At 71.6% G+C, this 17,671-nt stretch carries 15 protein-coding genes and 1 pseudogene; 8 read left to right on the top strand and 8 right to left on the bottom strand.

Annotation, left to right across the window (positions count from 1 at the left end; all coding sequences use genetic code 11):
- Positions 1 to 360: 360 nt before the first annotated feature.
- A complete protein-coding gene (locus CHR28_RS28240) occupies positions 361 to 1,002 on the bottom strand; it encodes a DNA-3-methyladenine glycosylase (protein WP_094056520.1) in 642 nt (213 codons plus the stop codon).
- A 145-nt stretch (positions 1,003 to 1,147) separates the two neighbouring features.
- On the opposite strand from CHR28_RS28240, the gene CHR28_RS28235 reads away from it, so the two are divergent.
- From CHR28_RS28235 to CHR28_RS28225, 3 genes are all read left to right on the top strand, one after another.
- On the top strand, positions 1,148 to 1,930 hold the full coding sequence (locus CHR28_RS28235; protein ID WP_094056519.1) for a sporulation protein: 783 nt from the start codon (positions 1,148 to 1,150) through the stop codon (positions 1,928 to 1,930).
- Positions 1,931 to 1,982: 52 nt separating this feature from the next.
- Positions 1,983 to 2,522, top strand: coding sequence for a YbhB/YbcL family Raf kinase inhibitor-like protein (locus CHR28_RS28230; RefSeq protein WP_094056518.1), 540 nt, complete (start codon positions 1,983 to 1,985; stop codon positions 2,520 to 2,522).
- A gap of 210 nt (positions 2,523 to 2,732) precedes the next feature.
- Positions 2,733 to 3,239: an HNH endonuclease gene (locus CHR28_RS28225; protein WP_094056517.1), complete on the top strand. Its 507-nt coding sequence runs from the start codon at positions 2,733 to 2,735 to the stop codon at positions 3,237 to 3,239.
- A 121-nt stretch (positions 3,240 to 3,360) separates the two neighbouring features.
- Here the strand turns inward: CHR28_RS28225 and CHR28_RS28220 are convergent, their stop codons facing one another.
- The 3 genes from CHR28_RS28220 to CHR28_RS28210 all read right to left on the bottom strand — a co-directional run bounded on the left by CHR28_RS28220 (position 3,361) and on the right by CHR28_RS28210 (position 5,770).
- Positions 3,361 to 4,314, bottom strand: coding sequence for an SPFH domain-containing protein (locus CHR28_RS28220; protein WP_094056516.1), 954 nt, complete (start codon positions 4,312 to 4,314; stop codon positions 3,361 to 3,363).
- 132 nt (positions 4,315 to 4,446) lie between these two features.
- Positions 4,447 to 4,878, bottom strand: a complete 432-nt coding sequence (locus CHR28_RS28215; RefSeq protein ID WP_094056515.1) for an NfeD family protein — start codon at positions 4,876 to 4,878, stop codon at positions 4,447 to 4,449.
- A 94-nt stretch (positions 4,879 to 4,972) separates the two neighbouring features.
- Positions 4,973 to 5,770 carry an ABC transporter ATP-binding protein gene (locus CHR28_RS28210; protein ID WP_094056514.1) on the bottom strand — a complete coding sequence of 266 codons (798 nt, stop codon included), beginning with the start codon at positions 5,768 to 5,770 and terminating at the stop codon, positions 4,973 to 4,975.
- 161 nt (positions 5,771 to 5,931) lie between these two features.
- Between CHR28_RS28210 and CHR28_RS28205 the strand changes: the two genes are divergently transcribed.
- Positions 5,932 to 6,717, top strand: coding sequence for a hypothetical protein (locus CHR28_RS28205; protein WP_094056513.1), 786 nt, complete (start codon positions 5,932 to 5,934; stop codon positions 6,715 to 6,717).
- Between the two features lie 246 nt (positions 6,718 to 6,963).
- Here CHR28_RS28205 and CHR28_RS28200 read toward each other — a convergent pair whose 3' ends face one another.
- The 3 genes from CHR28_RS28200 to CHR28_RS28190 form a co-directional block, all read right to left on the bottom strand.
- A complete protein-coding gene (locus CHR28_RS28200) occupies positions 6,964 to 7,206 on the bottom strand; it encodes a chaplin (protein ID WP_094056512.1) in 243 nt (80 codons plus the stop codon).
- Positions 7,207 to 7,362: 156 nt separating this feature from the next.
- Entirely contained in the window at positions 7,363 to 8,004 is a 642-nt protein-coding gene (locus tag CHR28_RS28195; protein ID WP_031118965.1) for a response regulator, read from the bottom strand.
- Positions 7,997 to 9,142, bottom strand: coding sequence for a GAF domain-containing sensor histidine kinase (locus tag CHR28_RS28190; protein ID WP_094056511.1), 1,146 nt, complete (start codon positions 9,140 to 9,142; stop codon positions 7,997 to 7,999). The genes CHR28_RS28195 and CHR28_RS28190 overlap by 8 nt, the downstream gene beginning before the upstream one ends.
- Positions 9,143 to 9,605: 463 nt before the next feature.
- Between CHR28_RS28190 and CHR28_RS28185 the strand changes: the two genes are divergently transcribed.
- The 3 genes from CHR28_RS28185 to CHR28_RS28175 all read left to right on the top strand — a co-directional run bounded on the left by CHR28_RS28185 (position 9,606) and on the right by CHR28_RS28175 (position 12,418).
- A complete protein-coding gene (locus CHR28_RS28185) occupies positions 9,606 to 10,304 on the top strand; it encodes an SDR family NAD(P)-dependent oxidoreductase (protein WP_094056510.1) in 699 nt (232 codons plus the stop codon).
- A complete protein-coding gene (locus CHR28_RS28180) occupies positions 10,301 to 11,344 on the top strand; it encodes an S-adenosylmethionine:tRNA ribosyltransferase-isomerase (RefSeq protein WP_094056509.1) in 1,044 nt (347 codons plus the stop codon). The genes CHR28_RS28185 and CHR28_RS28180 overlap by 4 nt, the downstream gene beginning before the upstream one ends.
- A gap of 345 nt (positions 11,345 to 11,689) precedes the next feature.
- Positions 11,690 to 12,418 carry a transglycosylase SLT domain-containing protein gene (locus tag CHR28_RS28175; RefSeq protein ID WP_094056508.1) on the top strand — a complete coding sequence of 243 codons (729 nt, stop codon included), beginning with the start codon at positions 11,690 to 11,692 and terminating at the stop codon, positions 12,416 to 12,418.
- Positions 12,419 to 12,510: 92 nt separating this feature from the next.
- Here the strand turns inward: CHR28_RS28175 and CHR28_RS28170 are convergent, their stop codons facing one another.
- Positions 12,511 to 15,039, bottom strand: a complete 2,529-nt coding sequence (locus tag CHR28_RS28170; protein ID WP_179272589.1) for an FHA domain-containing protein — start codon at positions 15,037 to 15,039, stop codon at positions 12,511 to 12,513.
- A 240-nt stretch (positions 15,040 to 15,279) separates the two neighbouring features.
- On the opposite strand from CHR28_RS28170, the pseudogene CHR28_RS38555 reads away from it, so the two are divergent.
- Positions 15,280 to 17,280 (top strand): annotated as a pseudogene (locus CHR28_RS38555) (streptophobe family protein); the annotation flags it as partial.
- Between the last annotated feature and the right edge of the window lie 391 nt (positions 17,281 to 17,671).

Raw genomic sequence — 17,671 nt, 5'->3', positions numbered from 1 at the left:
AGTTCTCAAGGAACGGTCGCTTCCTTTGTACTCACCCTCTCGGGCTTTCCTCCGGGCGCTTCCCTTCGGTCTTGCGTTTCCGACTCTATCAGATCCTTTTCGATCCGATTCCCTGTCGGCGGGATTTGCCTTCCGGCCCGGGCTTTCGCCCGTCGGCCTTTCGACATTCACTACGTTAGCCGATTCGCCGTCCAACTCATAATCGAGTCCTTCGGCATCGAATTCAGGCATGCGGGCACGCCGAATTCGCCCCTGCTGAGGGGAGGTAGCTAGGTAGTGGTTTGGCCGCTTCCGGCTGCTGGCGAACGCCGTACCCGGTTCAAGCGGCTCGGGCTACATTACGCACCCAGCCTGGGCGAGTCAACTTCGGCGGCGCCTGGGGACATGGGCCCGGTATGGGCTGACCGTCGGGTCGTCGGCGACCCAGAAGCGCCATGGGTGTACGGCGCCTTCGCCCGAGACGCCGGTGCGGGGACCGTTGCGTACCTGGTCGGGGGGCACCGGGGTGCCGGTCAGCATGCGGAGAGGGGTGTCGCCGGCGGTGCACGCGTCCGTGCCGTCGAGGGAGCGGTCCACGTTCAGGGCCGTGGCAAGACGGGCCGGGCCTTTGGCCAGTTCCTTGTCGTTGCGGGCCGAGAGTCGACGGATGCGGGCCAGCTCGGCGCCCTCGATGATCTCGCCCGCGCGCAGCAGGACCGCGCTCGCCTTTCCCTCGGGACCGCACACGAGGTTCATGCAGAACCACATGCCGTAGGTGAAGTAGACGTACACGTGTCCGGGCGGGCCGAACATCACCTCGTTGCGGGCGGTGCGACCGCGATAGGCGTGGGAGCCGGGGTCGTCCGCGCCGTCGTAGGCCTCCACCTCGGTGAGGCGGAGGGCGATCGGACCGTCCGGGGTGGTGCGGACCAGGATGCGGCCGAGGAGGTCGGGGGCGACGTCCAGAACGGGCCGGTCGAAGAACTCCCTGGGCAGGGGCGTACGGTCGGGGGTCGCGATCATGCCGTCCGAGGGTACTGGAGACGCGTGGTGCCGCGGGGTGGCCTCAGGGCACCGGCCTTGTCAGGGTGAGCATGTGGAACCGGCCACGGTCGGATCGCGTTTACAGGGATCAGGGATCCACCCGTAGTGGGCGAGAGGGAGAGACATGGCGTTCAAGAAGCTGCTCGCGAGCCTGGGGGCCGGCGGGGCTTCGGTCGAGACGGTGCTGCACGAGGTCAACGTCGTGCCGGGCGGTGTCGTCCAGGGCGAGGTGCGGATCCAGGGCGGGTCCGTGAACCAGCAGATCGAGGGGCTCTCGGTCGGGCTGCAGGCCAAGGTCGAGGTGGAGAGCGGCGACCAGGAGTACAAGCAGGACATCGAGTTCACGAAGTCGCGGCTGGGCGGTGCCTTCGAGCTGCAGGCGAACGCGGTGCACGCGGTGCAGTTCGGGCTGGAGATCCCGTGGGAGACCCCGATCACGATGATCGACGGTCAGGCGCTGCGCGGCATGAACATCGGGGTGTCCACGGAGCTGGAGATCGCGCGCGCGGTGGACTCCAGTGACCTGGACCCGGTCAACGTGCATCCGCTGCCGGCGCAGAAGGCGATCCTCGACGCCTTCATCCAGCTGGGCTTCTGGTTCAAGAACGCGGACATGGAGCGGGGTGTCATCCGGGGTACGCGGCAGAAGCTGCCGTTCTACCAGGAGATCGAGTTCTTCCCGCCGCAGCAGTACCGCGGGCTGCACCAGGTCGAGCTGAGCTTCGTGGCCGACGAGCACGCCATGGACGTGGTGCTGGAGATGGACAAGAAGCCGGGTCTGTTCAGCGAGGGCAGCGACACCTTCCGGTCGTTCCAGGTGGGGCTCAACGACTACCAGGGCACGGACTGGACGGCGTACCTCAACCAGTGGCTCTCCGAGGTGGGGAGCAAGCGCAACTGGTTCTAGAGGAGGGCCTAGGCTCGGGAGCGACTGCTGGAACCGATCAGGAGGTACCGAGGTGACCGAGCTCAAGCGGCGGCCGCTCCCCCACGACTTCCACCCGCCCGTGCCCTCGTTCACGGTGACGAGTGAGGACGTCCAGGAAGGGGCGACGCTCAAGGACGCTCAGGTCTACGCGGCCGGCAACACCTCGCCGCAGCTGCGGTGGGAAGGCTTCCCGCCTGAGACCAAGAGCTTCGCCGTGACCTGCTACGACCCCGACGCCCCCACGGGCAGCGGGTTCTGGCACTGGGTGCTGTTCGACATCCCGGCTTCGGTGACGGAGCTGCCGGTGGGTGCGGGCAGCGGCAAGTTCGAGGGGCTGCCGGAGGGCGCGATCCACGCGCGCAACGACTACGGCAGCCGGGACTTCGGCGGTGCCGCGCCCCCGCCCGGTGACGGGCCGCACCGGTACGTGTTCACCGTGTACGCCGTGGACCAGGAGAAGCTCGGTCCGGACGCGGACGCCTCGCCGGCCGCCGTGGGCTTCAACCTGCGGTTCCACACGATCGGCCGCGCCCAGCTGATCGGCGAGTACGAGGTGCCCGCCGAGGACTGAGCCGGTCGCCCGCGCGATCCCGGAGTTCATGGAACGTTTGCCCGCTCCTGGTCTTGGAATTGATCAGGAGCGGGCATTTTTGTTGCCGGGGGCACGGGGGTCACCCCCCGTGGGAGCAGCAGATATTGCGTTGTCCATCTCGGCGTGCCCGGCCAGAGTTGATCCCAGCCCGCCAGGGGGTGGGCCGGTGCACACGGGAGGTGGGCTGGTATGCGGGACACGCTGGTACTCAACGCGAGCTTCGAGCCGTTGTCGACGGTGACGCTGAACCGAGCCGTCGTTCTGGTGCTTCAGGACAAGGCCGTCGTCGAGCAGGCCCACCCCGAGCTGCGTATGCGGGGAGCCGCGGTCGACATACCGGCGCCCCGCGTGATCAGGCTCTGCCAGTACGTACGGGTGCCGTTCCGAAGACGAGCGCCGTGGTCGAGGCGCGGTGTGCTGGTGCGGGACCGGCACCGGTGCGCGTACTGCGGGAGGCGGGCGACGACCGTGGACCACGTGGTGCCGCGGTCGCAGGGCGGTCAGGACACGTGGCTGAACACGGTGGCCTCGTGTGCCGAGGACAATCACCGCAAGGCGAACCGGACTCCGGACGAGGCGGGGATGCCGCTGCTGCGGCAGCCGTTCGAGCCGACTCCGGCGGACGCGATGCTGCTGACGCTGGCGCAGGAGGACTTTGCGGCGCTGCCGGATTGGCTGGTGCTGGACGCGGCGTGAGCCGGCGCCGTGGGGCCTGGGTAGCTCTGCGGCTGCGGGCGGGTTCGTCGTGGTTGATCGCGCTGTTCCCCGCGCCCCCGAAAGACGGTGGGCGCGGGGAACCGTTGCGTTGTGGGTGCTCTCAGTCGATGGACGGCTTCTCGCGGCGCTCCTGGGCGGGGACCTGGGCTCCGGTCCCGCCGTTTCCGGAACCTCCGCCGATGCCGCCGAAGTTGCCCATCGCGCCGGAGAGGCCCTTGAGGGCGTCGCCGATCTCGCTGGGGACGATCCAGAGCTTGTTGGCGTCGCCCTCGGCGATCTTCGGGAGCATCTGGAGGTACTGGTAGGAGAGAAGCTTCTGGTCCGGGTCGCCGGCGTGGATGGCCTCGAAGACCGTGCGGACGGCCTGGGCCTCGCCCTCGGCGCGCAGGGCGGCGGCCTTGGCCTCACCTTCGGCGCGCAGGATCTGGGACTGCTTCTCGCCTTCCGCGCGCAGGATCTCGGACTGCCGGACACCCTCGGCCTGGAGGATCGCGGCGCGCTTGTCACGGTCGGCGCGCATCTGCTTCTCCATCGAGTCCTGGATGGAGGTGGGCGGTTCGATCGCCTTGAGCTCGACGCGGTTGACGCGGATGCCCCACTTGCCGGTGGCCTCGTCGAGGACGCCGCGCAGGGCCGCGTTGATCTCCTCGCGGGAGGTCAGGGTCCGCTCCAGGTCCATGCCGCCGATGATGTTGCGGAGGGTGGTGACGGTGAGCTGCTCGATCGCCTGGATGTAGCTGGCGACTTCGTAGGTGGCGGCCCGTGCGTCGGTCACCTGGTAGTAGATGACGGTGTCGATGTTGACGACCAGGTTGTCCTGGGTGATCACCGGCTGGGGCGGGAAGGGCACGACCTGCTCGCGCAGGTCGATGCGGTTGCGGATCGTGTCGATGAACGGGACGACGATGTTGAGCCCCGCGTTGAGCGTCCGCGTGTAGCGGCCGAAGCGCTCGACGATGGCCGCACTGGCCTGTGGGATGACTTGGATCGTCTTGATCAGGGCGATGAAGACCAACACCACCAGAATGATCAGGACGATGATGACCGGTTCCATCGTCGTTCCCCGTGTCCCTTCTCCGCTGCGGCGCCTTCGGCAGATCTTATGGTTGTCGAAGATCTTGCTGGTCGAGTCTGACAGACCGTCGCGTAGCTGGCGAGGAGTTCGCCCCAGTTACGTCGTGCGAGGTCACATGACGATCGCGGTGGCACCCTCGATGTCCACGACGTCCACTTCCTGGCCCACTTCGTAGGCGCGGTCGGTGTCGAGGGCGCGGGCCGACCAGACTTCTCCGGCCAGCTTGATCCGGCCGCCGGACGCGTCGACGCGTTCCAGGACGACGGCTTGTCTGCCCTTCAACGCGTCCACCCCGGTGGCGAGTTGGGGCCGCTGGGAGCGGTGCCGGTTCGCGATGGGCCGTACGACGGCGATGCCCGCGGTCGAGATGACGGCGAAGACGACGACCTGGGCGACGGCTCCGCCGCCGAAGACGCCGGTGACCACCGCCGCGGCGATGGCTCCCACCGCGAGCATGCCCAGTTCCGGCATCGCGGTGATCACGAGCGCGATGCCGAGCGCCGTCGCGCCGATCAGCCACCACAGCCATGCGTCGATGTCCACGTGGTCATCGTAGGACCGAGGCCCCTGTCGCCGACAGGGCGCCCAGCGGGTAAATGCCCTTCTTACCCTGGGACTTGCCCGGCGCTCGGGCGGTTCAGGACAGCGGCAGGCCCTGGGCGGTCCAGCGCTCGCCCACCTGTTCGACGACGAGCGGGAGGCCGAAGCAGAGGGAGAGGTTGCGGGAGGTCAGTTCGAGCTCCAGCGGGCCGGCGGCGAGGACCTTGCCCTGGCGGATCATGAGGACGTGGGTGAAGCCCGGCGGGATCTCCTCGACGTGGTGGGTGACCATGAGCATCGAGGGGGCGATGGGGTCGCGGGCGAGGCGGCCGAGACGGCGGACGAGGTCCTCGCGTCCGCCGAGGTCGAGGCCGGCGGCCGGCTCGTCGAGCAGGAGCAGCTCGGGGTCGGTCATCAGGGCGCGGGCGATGAGGGTGCGCTTGCGCTCGCCCTCGGAGAGGGTGCCGAACTTGCGGTCCAGGTAGTCGCTCATGCCGAGGCGGTCGAGGAAGGCGCGGGCGCGCTGCTCGTCGATCTCCTCGTAGTCCTCGTGCCAGGTGGCGGTCATGCCGTACGCGGCGGTGAGGACCGTCTCCAGGACCGTCTGGCGCTTGGGGAGCTTTTCGGTCATGGCGATGCCGGCCATGCCGATGCGGGGGCGCAGTTCGAAGACGTCGGTGCCGGGGCGGCCGAGGGTCTCGCCGAGGATGGTGGTGGTGCCCGAGCTGGGGTAGAGGTAGGTGGAAGCGAGGTTGAGGAGGGTGGTCTTGCCGGCGCCGTTCGGGCCGAGGATGACCCAGCGCTCGCCCTCCTTGACCGACCAGGAGACCTGGTCCACCAGAGCCCGGCCCTCGCGGACCACGGATACGTCCTGAAGCTCCAGAACATCGCTCATGAGCGCGTTGTCTCCCCTTGCAGTGTGGCCGGTCTCGGCTGTCGCGTACGCCTGTGGCTCGGTCCGCCGCGCCGGTGGGCGCAGCCCTCCATGAAATCTACGCCACTGGTCGGCCGGGGCATTCCCTCGGTCCGGTCCTTGGGGGGTCCTAGGGTGGGAGCATGCTCACGGAACCACGCGCTGGACGTCTCGCAGCTTGGGGAAATGCCCTTTTGGCCGGACTTGTCTCGCCGGATGACGCCGTGCTCGCCATCGTCGGCGAGGACGCGGTGCATCGGGTGGAGGGGCTGCCCGGTGAGTCGGGCCAGGTCGGGCTGACGCTCGCGTTGGGGCGGTTGCGCGCGCTCGGGGTGACCGGGCTGCGGGTGGCGCTGCCGGCGCCGGGGCATCCGCTGGGGCTGAGCGGGCCGCCGGAGTTCAACGCGCGGGCGCTGGAGGCCGAGGAGGCGGTGGTCTGTCACGGGGCCGCGCTCGGGCTGGTGCCGGACGTGTACGAGGCCGGGCCCGAAGGGGTGCAGGTCGAGGTGGTGTGGCATGTGCTGCCCGTGCGGGAGGCGCCGCCCGCGGATGTGCCGTCGCTGGGCGAGGCGGAGCGGGAGCTCGCGGAGGCCCTGCGGGAGGCGACCGAGGTGCTGACGCGGCTGGACGTCGCCGGGTCGGGGCCGGTGGCGGAGGCGGCGATCGACGCGTACCGGGCTCGGGCCGAGCGGGGGTGGGAGGTGCTGGCGCCGGGGTACCCGCCGCGGGCGGTGCGCGTGCTGGAGCTGGCGCAGCGGGTGGGGACGTTGATCGGGGTGGCCACGGAGCGGGGGCACGGGGGTGCGGTGAGCTCGTCCGAGATCTCCGCGCGGCGGGAGGCGTTGCGGCCGGTGGAGCGGACGGCTCGGCGGGCGCAGGTCGCGGCGTACAACTCCGTTGTGGAGGAGCGGGAGCGGGGAGTGCGGTGAGGTTGTGCGGTGACGGGGGGTTGTGTGGTGCTCGGTGTCGGTGCTGAGGTCACGGCGTTGCGCAGCCCGGCGTTGCGGGGTACTGCCTGCGCCCACCCGTGCCGCCCCAGCGGCACGACTGCCCGCAGCTGTGCGGCACGTGTGCCCGCTGCTCTGCGGCACCACTGCCCGCAGCTGAGCGGGCCGGCCTCCCGGGTGGGGCCGGGAGGCCGGGGTTGTCTCCGGCTCGGGGGCGGAGACGGGGTGTCAGTGGTTGACGGCGAGGTTGCCGAAGGCGGGGTTCAGGACGCCCACGACGTTCACGCTGTTGCCGGAGACGTTGACCGGGACGTGCACCGGGGCCTGGATGACGTTGCCCGAGCCGACACCCGGGGAGCCGGCGGCCTGGCCGTCGGCGTGCGCGCTGGTGGCGGAGGCCATGCCCGCGCCCGCGGCCAGCAGGCCACCGGTCACCATCGTCACGGCCGCTGCCTTCTTCAGGTTCTTCACTTCTGAGCCCTCCTTGCGATTGCCGCGGCAGGCGCCGCAGCACGCACTGGAGAACGGCGGAGATCCAGGGAGGATGCGCCATATGGGGGACGTTCCCACGACAGTATGAATCTCGGTCCGGAACGCAACCTTCCGGGTTGCCGTGGGGTGAGCGTGTCAGCCCGTCACACCATGGCGGACGGCCCACAGCGCGGCCTGGGTCCGGTCGGCCAGGTCGAGTTTCATCAGGATGTTCGAGACGTGGGTCTTGACGGTCTTCTCGGAGAGGACGAGCGCACGGGCGATCTCCCGGTTGGAACGGCCGTCCGCTATCAGGCCGAGCACCTCGCGCTCCCGCTCGGTGAGTGAACCGCCCCTGCCGGGGCCGGAGTTGGCCTCCTCCTGGGAGAGCAGGGCGCCGGCGACCTCCGGCTGGAGCAGGATGTGCCCGGCGTGCACCGAGCGGATGGCCCCGGCGAGGGCGTCGGGGTCGACGTCCTTGTAGACGTACCCGGCGGCACCCGCGCGCAGGGCCGGGACCACCGTGCGCTGCTCGGTGAAGCTGGTGACGACCAGCACGCGCGCGGGGTTGTCCAGCTCGCGGAGTCTGCGCAGGGCGTCGACGCCGTCCATGCCCGGCATCTTGACGTCCATGAGGATGACGTCGGGCCGCAACTCCTCGGCGCGGTCGACGCCTTCGGCGCCGTCGGCCGCCTCGCCGACCACCTCGATGTCGTCCTGCACTTCCAGGAACGTGCGCAGGCCCCGGCGGACGACCTGGTGGTCGTCGACGAGCAGGACCTTGATCGCGTCAGCCACCGGGGACCTCCATCTCGATCGTGGTGCCCTTGCCGGGCGCCGATTCCACGGTCAGCGAGCCGCCGGCGCCGCCCGCCCGGTCCCGCATCGAGACCAGGCCGAGGTGGCGCCCCGCGCGGCGGACCGCCTGCGGGTCGAAACCGCTGCCGTCGTCCGTGACCCGCAGGACCGCGCCGTGGCCGCGGCGCTCCAGGGTCACGTCGACGTGGTCGGCGCCGGAGTGGCGCAGGGCGTTGTGCAGGGCCTCCTGGGCGACGCGCAGCAGGGCCTCCTCCTGAGAGGCGGGCAGGGCCTTCACGCCGTGGCCGGTGAACGTCACGCGGGCGCTGTGGGCGCGGTCGAGGACCTGGATCTGCGTGCGCAGGGTCGCCACCAGGCCGTCCTCGTCGAGTGCGGCCGGGCGCAACTCCACCACGGCCGCGCGCAGTTCGTCGGCGGCCTCGGCGGCCAGGGCCGCCACCTGCTGCAGTTCGCCCTTGGCGCGGGAGGGGTCGCGGTCGACCAGCCGGGCCGCGGCCTGCGCCGTCAGACGCAGCGAGAACAGCTTCTGGCTGACCGCGTCGTGCAGTTCGTGGGCCAGGCGTGAGCGTTCCTCGGCGATGGTCAGTTCGCGGCTTCGCTCGTAGAGGCGGGCGTTGGTGAGGGCGATCGCGGCGTGCTGGGCGAGGATGCCGAGCAGTTCCTCGTCGTCCTGGGTGAAGCCGCAGCTGCCCTCGGGCTTCGGGCAGTTCTTGTTCGCGAGGAACAGGGCTCCGATCACCTCGTCGCCGTCCCGGATGGGCAGGCCCAGGAAGTCGACGAGGTCGGGGTGGGCCTTGGGCCAGCCTTCGAAGCGGGGGTCCTTGCGGACGTCGGCGAGGCGCTCGGACCGGGCCTCGTGGAGCATCGCGGCGAGGATGCCGTGCTGGCGCGGGAGGGGGCCGATGGCCTTCCACTGCTCCTCGCTGACGCCGTCGACGACGAACTGGGCGAAGCCGCCGTGGTCGTCCGGGACGCCGAGCGCCGCGTACTGCGCGTCGAGCAGTTCGCGGGCGGAGGCGACGATCGTCTTGAGGACGTCGCGCACCTCCAGGTGTCTGCTCATGGCCAGCAACGCGGAGCTCACCGCGGCGAGGCCGGACCGGGGGCCGTGGCTCATGTCCTCACGGTACCGGCGGGCTGTGACGGCGGGGATCGGGCCGGTGGCCGCGCGGGCCCGGTCCGTGGACCTAGGCCGCGGGACGGAGGCGCCGGGCGGGGTGGCGTAGGACCGGGGCCGGGCGGCCGGGCCGGGCCGGTGGCCGGCCTAGGGCCTGTCGTTCGGATCAAGTCGCAGGAAGCCGGCAGTGCTGGTCGGTGCCGGTGAGCGGGGTCTGGTGCGTGCGACTGCAAGGCGGAGGAGGGCGTCGACGCGGAGCGTCGGCAACCGACGACAACGCCGCAGACGCGCGTGCCGGACCCCGCGTCTGCGTCATGATCCGAACGACAGGCCCTAGGTCCGGGGGCGGTGGGCCGGTGGCGTAGGGCGAAGGGCCCCGGTGGGTTGCGGCCCGGGGCGGAGGCGGTGGGGGCGGGTCCGTTTCTACGGTGAGGGCACTTCGGTCACGACGAGGGAGCTGATCATGCCTGTTGCGATCATCACCGGGGCGTCGAAGGGCCTGGGCCGGGCGCTCGCCGAGGGCCTGGCCGGGCGGGGCTGGGACCTGGTGCTCGACGCGAGGGGTGCGCAGGCCCTGGCCGACACGGCCGAGGCGGTCTCCGCGCACGGGGTGCGGGTGCGGGCCCTGCCGGGGGACGTCACGGACGCGGCTCACCGCTCGAAGCTGGTCGAGGCGGCGTGGCGGCTGGGCGGGCTCGACCTGCTGGTGCACAACGCGAGCGCGCTGGGCATCGAGCCGCTGGTCCGGCTGGAGGAGCTGCCGCTTCCGGGGCTGCGACGGGCGCTGGAGGTGAACCTGGTGGCCTGCCTGGGCCTGGTCCAGGAGGGACTGGCGCTGCTGCGGGCCTCCGCTGCGGGCACGGTGGTGGTGGTCAGTTCGGACGCGGCGGCGGAGGCGTACGAGACCTGGGGCGGCTACGGGGCGTCGAAGGCGGCCCTGGACCAGCTGGCGGCGGTGCTCGCCGTGGAGGAGCCGGGGCTGCGGGTCTGGGCCGTGGACCCCGGGGACATGGCCACGGACCTCTACGCGGCGGCCGTGCCGGAGGACCGGGAGCCGCGGCCCGCGCCCGAGACGGTGGTGCCGGGGTTCCTGCGGCTGCTGGACGAGCGGCCGGCGAGCGGCCGGTACGCGGCCGCGGCCCTGGTGGACGGCGCCGTATGACGCTCGGGGTGCGGGTGCCCCGCGAGCTGTCGGCCCGGGTGCCGGCCGAGCAGCGGGGGCCGGGGCTGGACCGGGACGCCGTGCGGCTGCTGGTCTCGCGGGGTGCCGAGGTCGCCCATCACACGTTCGCGGAGCTGCCGGGGCTGGTGCGGGCCGGGGACGTGTTCGTGGTCAACACCTCCGCCACGCTGGCGGCGGCCGTCGACGGGCGGTCCGGGCACGCGCGCGTGGTGGTGCACTTCTCCACGCGTGGGGACGACGGCCGCTGGGCGGTGGAGCTGCGGGAGCCCGACGGGCGCGGCACCACGCGCGCGCGTGCGGGCGGGCCCGCGGGCAGGGAGGTGTGCCTGCCCGGGGGTGTGCGGCTGGTGCTGGAGGAGCCGGTGAGCGCGCGGAGCGAGCGGTTGTGGTGGGCGCGGGTCTCCGGGCCCGGGATACCGGGGCTGCTGCGGGAGTACGGGCGGCCCATCCGTTACGCCTACACGGAGCGGGACCAGCCGCTGTCCGTCTACCAGACGGTGTTCGCGCTGCCGTCTGCCGACGGGGAGGGCAGTGCGGAGATGCCGAGTGCGGCACGGCCCTTCACGGCGCGGCTGGTCGCGGAGCTGGTGCGCCGGGGGGTGTGGTTCGCGCCGGTCACGCTGCACGCGGGGGTGGCGTCGGCGGAGGCGCACGAGCCGCCGTATCCGGAGCGGTTCACGGTGCCGGAGGCGTCGGCGCGTCTGATCGAGGAGGCGCGGGCGGGCGGGGGCCGGGTGGTGGCGGTGGGGACGACGGCGGTGCGGGCCGTGGAGTCGGCGGTGGACGCCGCCGGGGTCGTCCGCGCGCGTGCGGGTTGGACGGACCTGGTCGTCACGCCGGAGCGGGGGGTACGGGCCGTGGACGGGCTGCTGACCGGGCTGCACGAGCCGGAGGCCTCGCATCTGCTGATGCTGGAGGCGGTCGCGGGCCGGGAGGCGGTCGAGCGGGGTTACGCGGCGGCGCTGCAAGGCCGCTATCTGTGGCACGAGTTCGGGGACGTGCACCTCGTCCTGCCCTGAAAAGGCCCTCACACAGAGCATCGCTCGTGCAACGGGTGGTGAGAAGGCGCGGCGGGCGATGTGAGCCCGCGCATAGGGCGCACGTCACGTACGAAAGTGCATAGGAGACAAAGTCGCCCCTATTGAGCGGCGCAGATCGTCCAATCTGCCCCGATTTGCCCCTCCCTGATCCACTATCTTCCTTCGTACGTCACACCTTTGCCTCGCGATTTTGCGGCCGCTAAGAATGGCTCTCGTCGCTCAGCGCCGTGGGTTCTGCCCCCGCGGCGTTCGTGTCGGAAACACACCGAGTCCAACGCCGGACGCCGAGCGACTCCCGCGCTATTCGAAGAGGTCCACACCAGCATGCCCAAGAACATCTTCAGCCGTGTTCAGAGTCGTAGCCTGACCCGTCACCACAAGATCGCCATGGCGGGTGTCGCCACCCTCGGTGCCGCCGCCATCGGTTTCTCCGCGGTGCCGAGCGGTGCCTCGACCACGACCACGACCGAGGCCGCTCAGCCGGCTGCGGTGGCGTTCAGCACGGAGCAGATCAAGGACGTCAAGGCGAGCGTCACCGACCAGATGGCCGGCGCCAGCGTCAAGGCGGAGCAGATAGCTGCCAAGAAGAAGGCCGAGGCCGCCGCGGCCGCCAAGAAGAAGGCCGCCGCCGAGGCGGCGAAGAAGAAGGCCGCGGCCGAGCGCCAGGCCAAGGAGGCCGCGAGCCGCGCCGCCAAGCGCGCCGAGGCGAAGAAGGCCGCCCAGAAGAGCTACCCGAACAACCTCGACGGCTGGATCCGCGAGTCCCTCGACGTCATGAAGAAGCACGGGATCCCCGGCTCCTACGAGGGCATCAAGCGCAACATCATCCGGGAGTCCTCGGGCAACCCGCGGGCGATCAACAACTGGGACATCAACGCCATCAACGGCATCCCGTCGAAGGGCCTGCTGCAGGTCATCCCGCCGACCTTCAAGCACTGGCACGTCCCCGGCACCTCCTGGGACATCTACGACCCGGTAGCGAACATCACCGCCGCCTGCAACTACGCGGCCGACAAGTACGGCTCGATGGACAACGTCGACAGCGCGTACTGAGGCCGGCGCGGGACCTCTGCTTCGCTGAACGAACGCCGAAGGGCGGCACCCTCCTGACGGGGTGCCGCCCTTCGGACGCGGAGCGGTGGTGACTACTTGCGCATGACCTCGGGCTCGTGGCGGCGCAGGAAGCGGGCCACGAAGAAGCCGCAGATCACGCCGAGCGCCAGCAGCGCGCCCATGTCCATGACCCAGGCCCCGACCGTGTGCTCCCACAGCGGGTCGGTGTCCCCGGCCGTCTCGGGCGGGCTGATCTTGTTGAAGTCCAGCGTGGCACCGGAGGCGGCGACCGCCCAGCGCGACGGCATCAGGAACGAGAACTGGTTGACGCCGATCGAGCCGTGCAGCGTGAACAGGCAGCCGGTGAAGACGACCTGGATGATCGCGAACATCACCAGCAGCGGCATGGTCTTCTCGGCGGTCTTCACCAGCGACGAGATGATCAGGCCGAACATCATGGACGTGAAGCCCAGCGCCATGATCGGCACGGACAGCTCCAGCAGGGTGGCGCCGCCGAAGACGAGCCCCTCCTCGGGGATCTCCCGGCTGGAGAAGCCGATGACGCCGACCAGCAGACCCTGCAGCACGGTGATCATGCCGAGCACGAACACCTTCGACATCAGGTAGGCCGAGCGGGACAGGCCGGTGGCGCGCTCCCGCTCGTAGATGACCCGTTCCTTGATCAGCTCGCGGACCGAGTTGGCCGCACCGGCGAAGCAGGCGCCGACCGCGAGGATCAGCAGCACCGTGGTGGCCGTGCCGTTCGGGATGATCCGGCCGGTCTGCGGGTTGGCCGGGTTCGGCAGAAGGCCCTTGTCCGCGTCGATGAGCAGGCTCACCGCGCCGAGCACGGCCGGCAGGATCACCATCAGGGCCAGGAAGCCCTTGTCGGACGCGATCACCGAGACATAGCGCCGGACGAGCGTGACGAACTGCGACATCCAGCCCTGCGGCTTCGGCGGCTTCATCGCCTGCATGGGCGGAACCTGTACGGACTGCGGCGCCACCGCGTCCAGGTCCGCGGCGTACATCTGGTAGTGCTGCGAGCCCTTCCAGCGGCCCGCCCAGTCGTAGTCGCGGTAGTTCTCGAAGGCGGAGAAGACGTCGGCCCAGGTGTCGTAGCCGAAGAAGTTCAGCGCCTCCTCCGGCGGCCCGAAGTAGGCCACCGAGCCGCCCGGCGCCATCACCAGCAGCTTGTCGCACAGGGCCAGCTCGGCCACGGAGTGCGTGACGACGAGGACCGTGCGGCCGTCGTCGGCGAGGCCGCGCAGCAGCTGCATGACGTCGCGGTCCATGCCCGGGTCGAGGCCGGAGGTCGGCTCGTCCAGGAAGATCAGCGACGGCTTGGTCAGCAGCTCCAGGGCGACCGAGACGCGCTTGCGCTGACCGCCGGACAGGGACGTGACCTTCTTGTCCTTGTGGATGTCGAGCTTGAGCTCGCGCAGCACCTCGTCGATGCGGGCCTCGCGCTCGGCCGCCGTGGTGTCGGCGGGAAAGCGCAGCTTGGCCGCGTACTTGAGGGCCTTCTTGACGGTCAGCTCCTTGTGCAGGATGTCGTCCTGCGGGACCAGACCGATGCGCTGGCGCAGCTCGGCGAACTGCTTGTAGAGGTTGCGGTTGTCGTAGAGCACCTCGCCCTGGTTGGCGGGCCGGTAGCCGGTGAGCGCCTTGAGCAGGGTGGACTTGCCGGAGCCGGACGGGCCGATGACCGCGATCAGCGACTTCTCCGGGACGCCGAAGGAGACGTCCTTGAGGATCTGCTTGCCGCCGTCGACCGTGACGGTCAGGTGGCGGGCGGAGAAGGACACCTCACCGGTGTCGACGAACTCCTCCAGCCGGTCGCCGACGATCCGGAACGTCGAGTGGCCGACGCCGACGATGTCCGTCGGGCCCAGCAGCTGCGTGCCGCCCTTGGCGATCGGCTGACCGTTGACGTACGTGCCGTTGTGCGAGCCGAGGTCACGGATCTCCATGCGCCCGTCGGGCGTGGCGTGGAACTCGGCGTGGTGCCGCGAGACCTGGAGGTCGGAGACGACCAGCTCGTTCTCCAGGGCACGGCCGATGCGCATCACGCGGCCGAGGGAGAACTGGTGGAACGTGGTCGGGCTGCGGTCGCCGTAGACCGGCGGTGCCCCCGCGACACCACCGGAGCCCTGCTGCTGCGGGATGTGCGCCGCGGGCTGCTGCGGCTGCTGCCAGCCGGCCTGCGGGGCCTGCTGCTGGTGCGGCGTCTGCTGGGCGGGAGCCTGCTGCCCCCAGCCGGGGTTCGCGCCCTGCGCCGCGTACGGCTGCTGCTGGGGCTGGGCCTGCGGCGTGGCGACGGAGGCCGCGGCGCCGGACAGGTTCAGGCGCGGGCCGTCGGTCGCGTTGCCCAGGTTGACCGCCGAGCCGGGGCCGAGCTCCATCTGGTGGATGCGCTGCCCCTGCACGAACGTGCCGTTGGTGCTGCCGTGGTCCTCGATGACCCAACTGCGGCCGTTGAAGCTGACCGTGGCGTGACGCCAGGAGACCCTGGCGTCGTCGAAGACGACGTCCCCCTGCGGATCACGTCCGAGGGTGTATGCCCTGGACGGATCGAGCGTCCAGGTACGTCCGTTTGATTCCAGTACGAGTTCCGGCACTCCATGCCCCACTGAGTTGTCCCCCGAGTTACCCCCGACATGGGGAGTCTAGGGATGTCGAACATCGGGGGGAACTATTTCAGGAGCGGCCCCCTGACCGAAAGTCGGGCCTTGTGATGAGCGCACGCGGACGCGTCGGCCGATTCCGTTGACGGGGTTGAAAACGGACCGGAGAGTGGTATTTCGACGCGAGGGGGACATGCGCGGTGTTCCGCCGCGTAGCGGATCGGGGGGTCTGCCATGGGTGCTGCGACAGGTGCGGAGTCGGCGAGGGACGGTGCGCGCGTGCCGTGGGGGGACGTGCTGATGTCCGCCGTCGCCGCGGTGAGCTGGGCGTTGATCGGGATGGCCGGGACGGCCGCGCTGGGCCTGCGGCTGCTGGAGGCGGACGCGGCGGGCTCGTTGGGGCCGATGACCGCGGCGGTGGTGGCGCTCGCGGCGGGTGGGTCGGTCACGCCGTCCGGTGACGTGTCGGCGTTCGGCCTGACGGGCGCGGAGGCGGACACAGCCATCGAGATCACGCCACTGGGCGTCAGCCTGGTCGGCGCGGTGCTGCTGTCGTGGTTCTTCCTGCGGTCCTTGCGGGCGGCGGGAGTTGTGATCGCACCGGCCGAACTCCTCGCGCGTGCGGGCGCGGTGGTCGCGCTGTTCGTGGCCATGCTGGGCGGGCTGGCCTGGGCGGGACACGATGTGATCACGATCGACGGCGGGTCGCTGGGTCTGGACGACATGCCCGGGGGAGGCGGGGGCATCGAGGTCCCGGGGCTCGGGGACATCGGAGGGCTGCTGCCGGACCGGCTCGGTGAGCTGGTCGACGCGCAGGCGGCCGTGGGCTTCACGGTGGACACGGCGCCGACGCTGCTCGGCGGGCTCGGGTGGTCTGCCGGGATCCTCGCCATCGCCCTGCTGGCGTCCCGCCGTACTCCCCTGCCGCCGGGCTGGGAGGCCGTGCACCGGGTCGTGCGGCCGGCGGCGTCCGCGGTGGTGACCGTGCTGCTGGTGGCCGTGGCGGCGGGGCTCGCGGCGGCGGCGTACGCGGCGGCCGGCGACGACCATCCGCGCCGCGTCGCCGGGGCGGCGCTGCTCGGGGCGCCGAACGGGGTGTGGCTGGGCGTCCCGCTGGGCCTGTTCGTGCCGTGGGACGGCCGGGCCACGGGTGAGCTGACCCGCTTCCTGCCGGACCCCCTGGACGACCTGCTCGGCTCCGGCACGGACCGGCCGGTGACGCTGGGACGACTGGCCGAGCTGGACCAACGGGTCTGGCTGCTCGGGGTGGCGGCGGCACTGATGATGCTGCTGGGCGGGGTGCTGACGGCGGTGCGGACGCCGGTTGTGCGGGCGCGGGCGGTGCGGGGCGGGTCGGTCGGGTCGGGCTTGCCGGTCGGGTTGGGCGCGTCCGGCGGATCGGGGGCGCTGAGGGCCTCGGGGGCTTTCGCCTTCGCGGGCCGGTGCGCGCTGCGGCTGGGGGCGGCGACCGGGCTCGCCCTGCCGCTGCTGGCCTGGCTCACGGACGTGTCCGTCACCGCGTCCCTGTCCGTCCTCGGCTTCGACGCGTTCGGCGCGGGCCTCGACCTGCACGGCCACCTCGGCATGGCCCTGCTCCTGGGCGCGGTGTGGGGCGCGGGTGCCGGAGGCGCGGGGGCCTTGCTGGCCTGGGCCTTCGGGGTGGCGGGACGATCGGCCACCGCCCTGGCACTGGCCGCGGAGGGCCGGGGGCGTGGAGAGGGTGACGGGCCTGGGTCGGGGGCAGGGTCGGTGTCAGGGTCGGTGTCAGGGTCGGTGTCAGGGTCCGTTTCGGAGGCGGCGGGTGGCTTCGCGGGGGCGTATGACGGGGGCGGCACGGGTCCTGGGCCGGCGGGGCGCGTGGGCGGTGGGGCGTGGCCGGGGTACGACAGGGGCGCCGGGCGGCTCGGGCCTGGGGGACGGTCTGAGGAAGGGCCAGGGGCGGGGCCGGGAGCAGGTGGTGCGGGAGGCCCGGGGGCCGGTGGTGGTGCGGCGGGACCCTGGGCCGGTGTGACGCCCCAGGGGTACCGCGAGGGCGCCGGGCCGTCCGGGCCGGAGGGCGGTCAGGCGGGGGCAGGGTGGACGGGATCCCGGGGAAGCACCTCTCCCCCGAGGCACGACGCCGGGCGTCCCGGGGGACCTGGCACAGCCGGCCGTGAGGCGGCGGCGCACGGCGAGGAGTCCGGGCCCTACGCGCCGGGGGTGCCCTACCGTCCGCCGAACCCGGCCACCAACCCCTACCTGCGCGTCCCCGACGAACTGCGGGAGCCGGAGGACGCTCGGCCAGGTGACCACTCCGCTCCCCGGAGGGACTCCTCCGCCACCCCGCAGGGCCCCTCCGCCACCCCACAGGATCCCTCCGGTACGCCGCCAGATCCCTCCGGTACTCCAGGGGCCCACTCCGCCGCCTCGGCCACCCCGGAGGGCCGGTCCTCCGCCTCGGAAGGCCGGTCCGCCGCCCCGGAGGACGACTCCCTCGCCCCGGACGAGGACCCAGACGAGGGCGACATCTACGGCGCCCCCACGGTCGTCCGGCCCGTCGGGCCGCCCCCGCGCGGGCCCCGGCAGTCTCGCGGGCCGGGGAACGGGAACGGTCCGCCCTCCCGGCCGGACGAGTGGCCTCCGCCCC

This window comes from Streptomyces sp. XY006 (genome assembly GCF_002237655.1).
GTDB lineage: Bacteria > Actinomycetota > Actinomycetes > Streptomycetales > Streptomycetaceae > Streptomyces > Streptomyces levis.
This window is presented reverse-complemented; position numbering and strand designations above follow the sequence as displayed.

Excerpts from the sequence above, each read along its gene's own strand:
- CHR28_RS28240 (WP_094056520.1), bottom strand. The coding sequence starts at position 1,002 with ATGATCGCGACCCCCGACCGTACGCCCCTGCCCAGGGAGTTCTTCGAC.
- CHR28_RS28235 (WP_094056519.1), top strand. The coding sequence starts at position 1,148 with ATGGCGTTCAAGAAGCTGCTCGCGAGCCTGGGGGCCGGCGGGGCTTCG.
- CHR28_RS28225 (WP_094056517.1), top strand. The coding sequence starts at position 2,733 with ATGCGGGACACGCTGGTACTCAACGCGAGCTTCGAGCCGTTGTCGACG.
- CHR28_RS28220 (WP_094056516.1), bottom strand. The coding sequence starts at position 4,314 with ATGGAACCGGTCATCATCGTCCTGATCATTCTGGTGGTGTTGGTCTTC.
- CHR28_RS28210 (WP_094056514.1), bottom strand. The coding sequence starts at position 5,770 with ATGAGCGATGTTCTGGAGCTTCAGGACGTATCCGTGGTCCGCGAGGGC.
- CHR28_RS28205 (WP_094056513.1), top strand. The coding sequence starts at position 5,932 with ATGCTCACGGAACCACGCGCTGGACGTCTCGCAGCTTGGGGAAATGCC.
- CHR28_RS28190 (WP_094056511.1), bottom strand. The coding sequence starts at position 9,142 with ATGAGCCACGGCCCCCGGTCCGGCCTCGCCGCGGTGAGCTCCGCGTTG.
- CHR28_RS28185 (WP_094056510.1), top strand. The coding sequence starts at position 9,606 with ATGCCTGTTGCGATCATCACCGGGGCGTCGAAGGGCCTGGGCCGGGCG.
- CHR28_RS28180 (WP_094056509.1), top strand. The coding sequence starts at position 10,301 with ATGACGCTCGGGGTGCGGGTGCCCCGCGAGCTGTCGGCCCGGGTGCCG.
- CHR28_RS28175 (WP_094056508.1), top strand. The coding sequence starts at position 11,690 with ATGCCCAAGAACATCTTCAGCCGTGTTCAGAGTCGTAGCCTGACCCGT.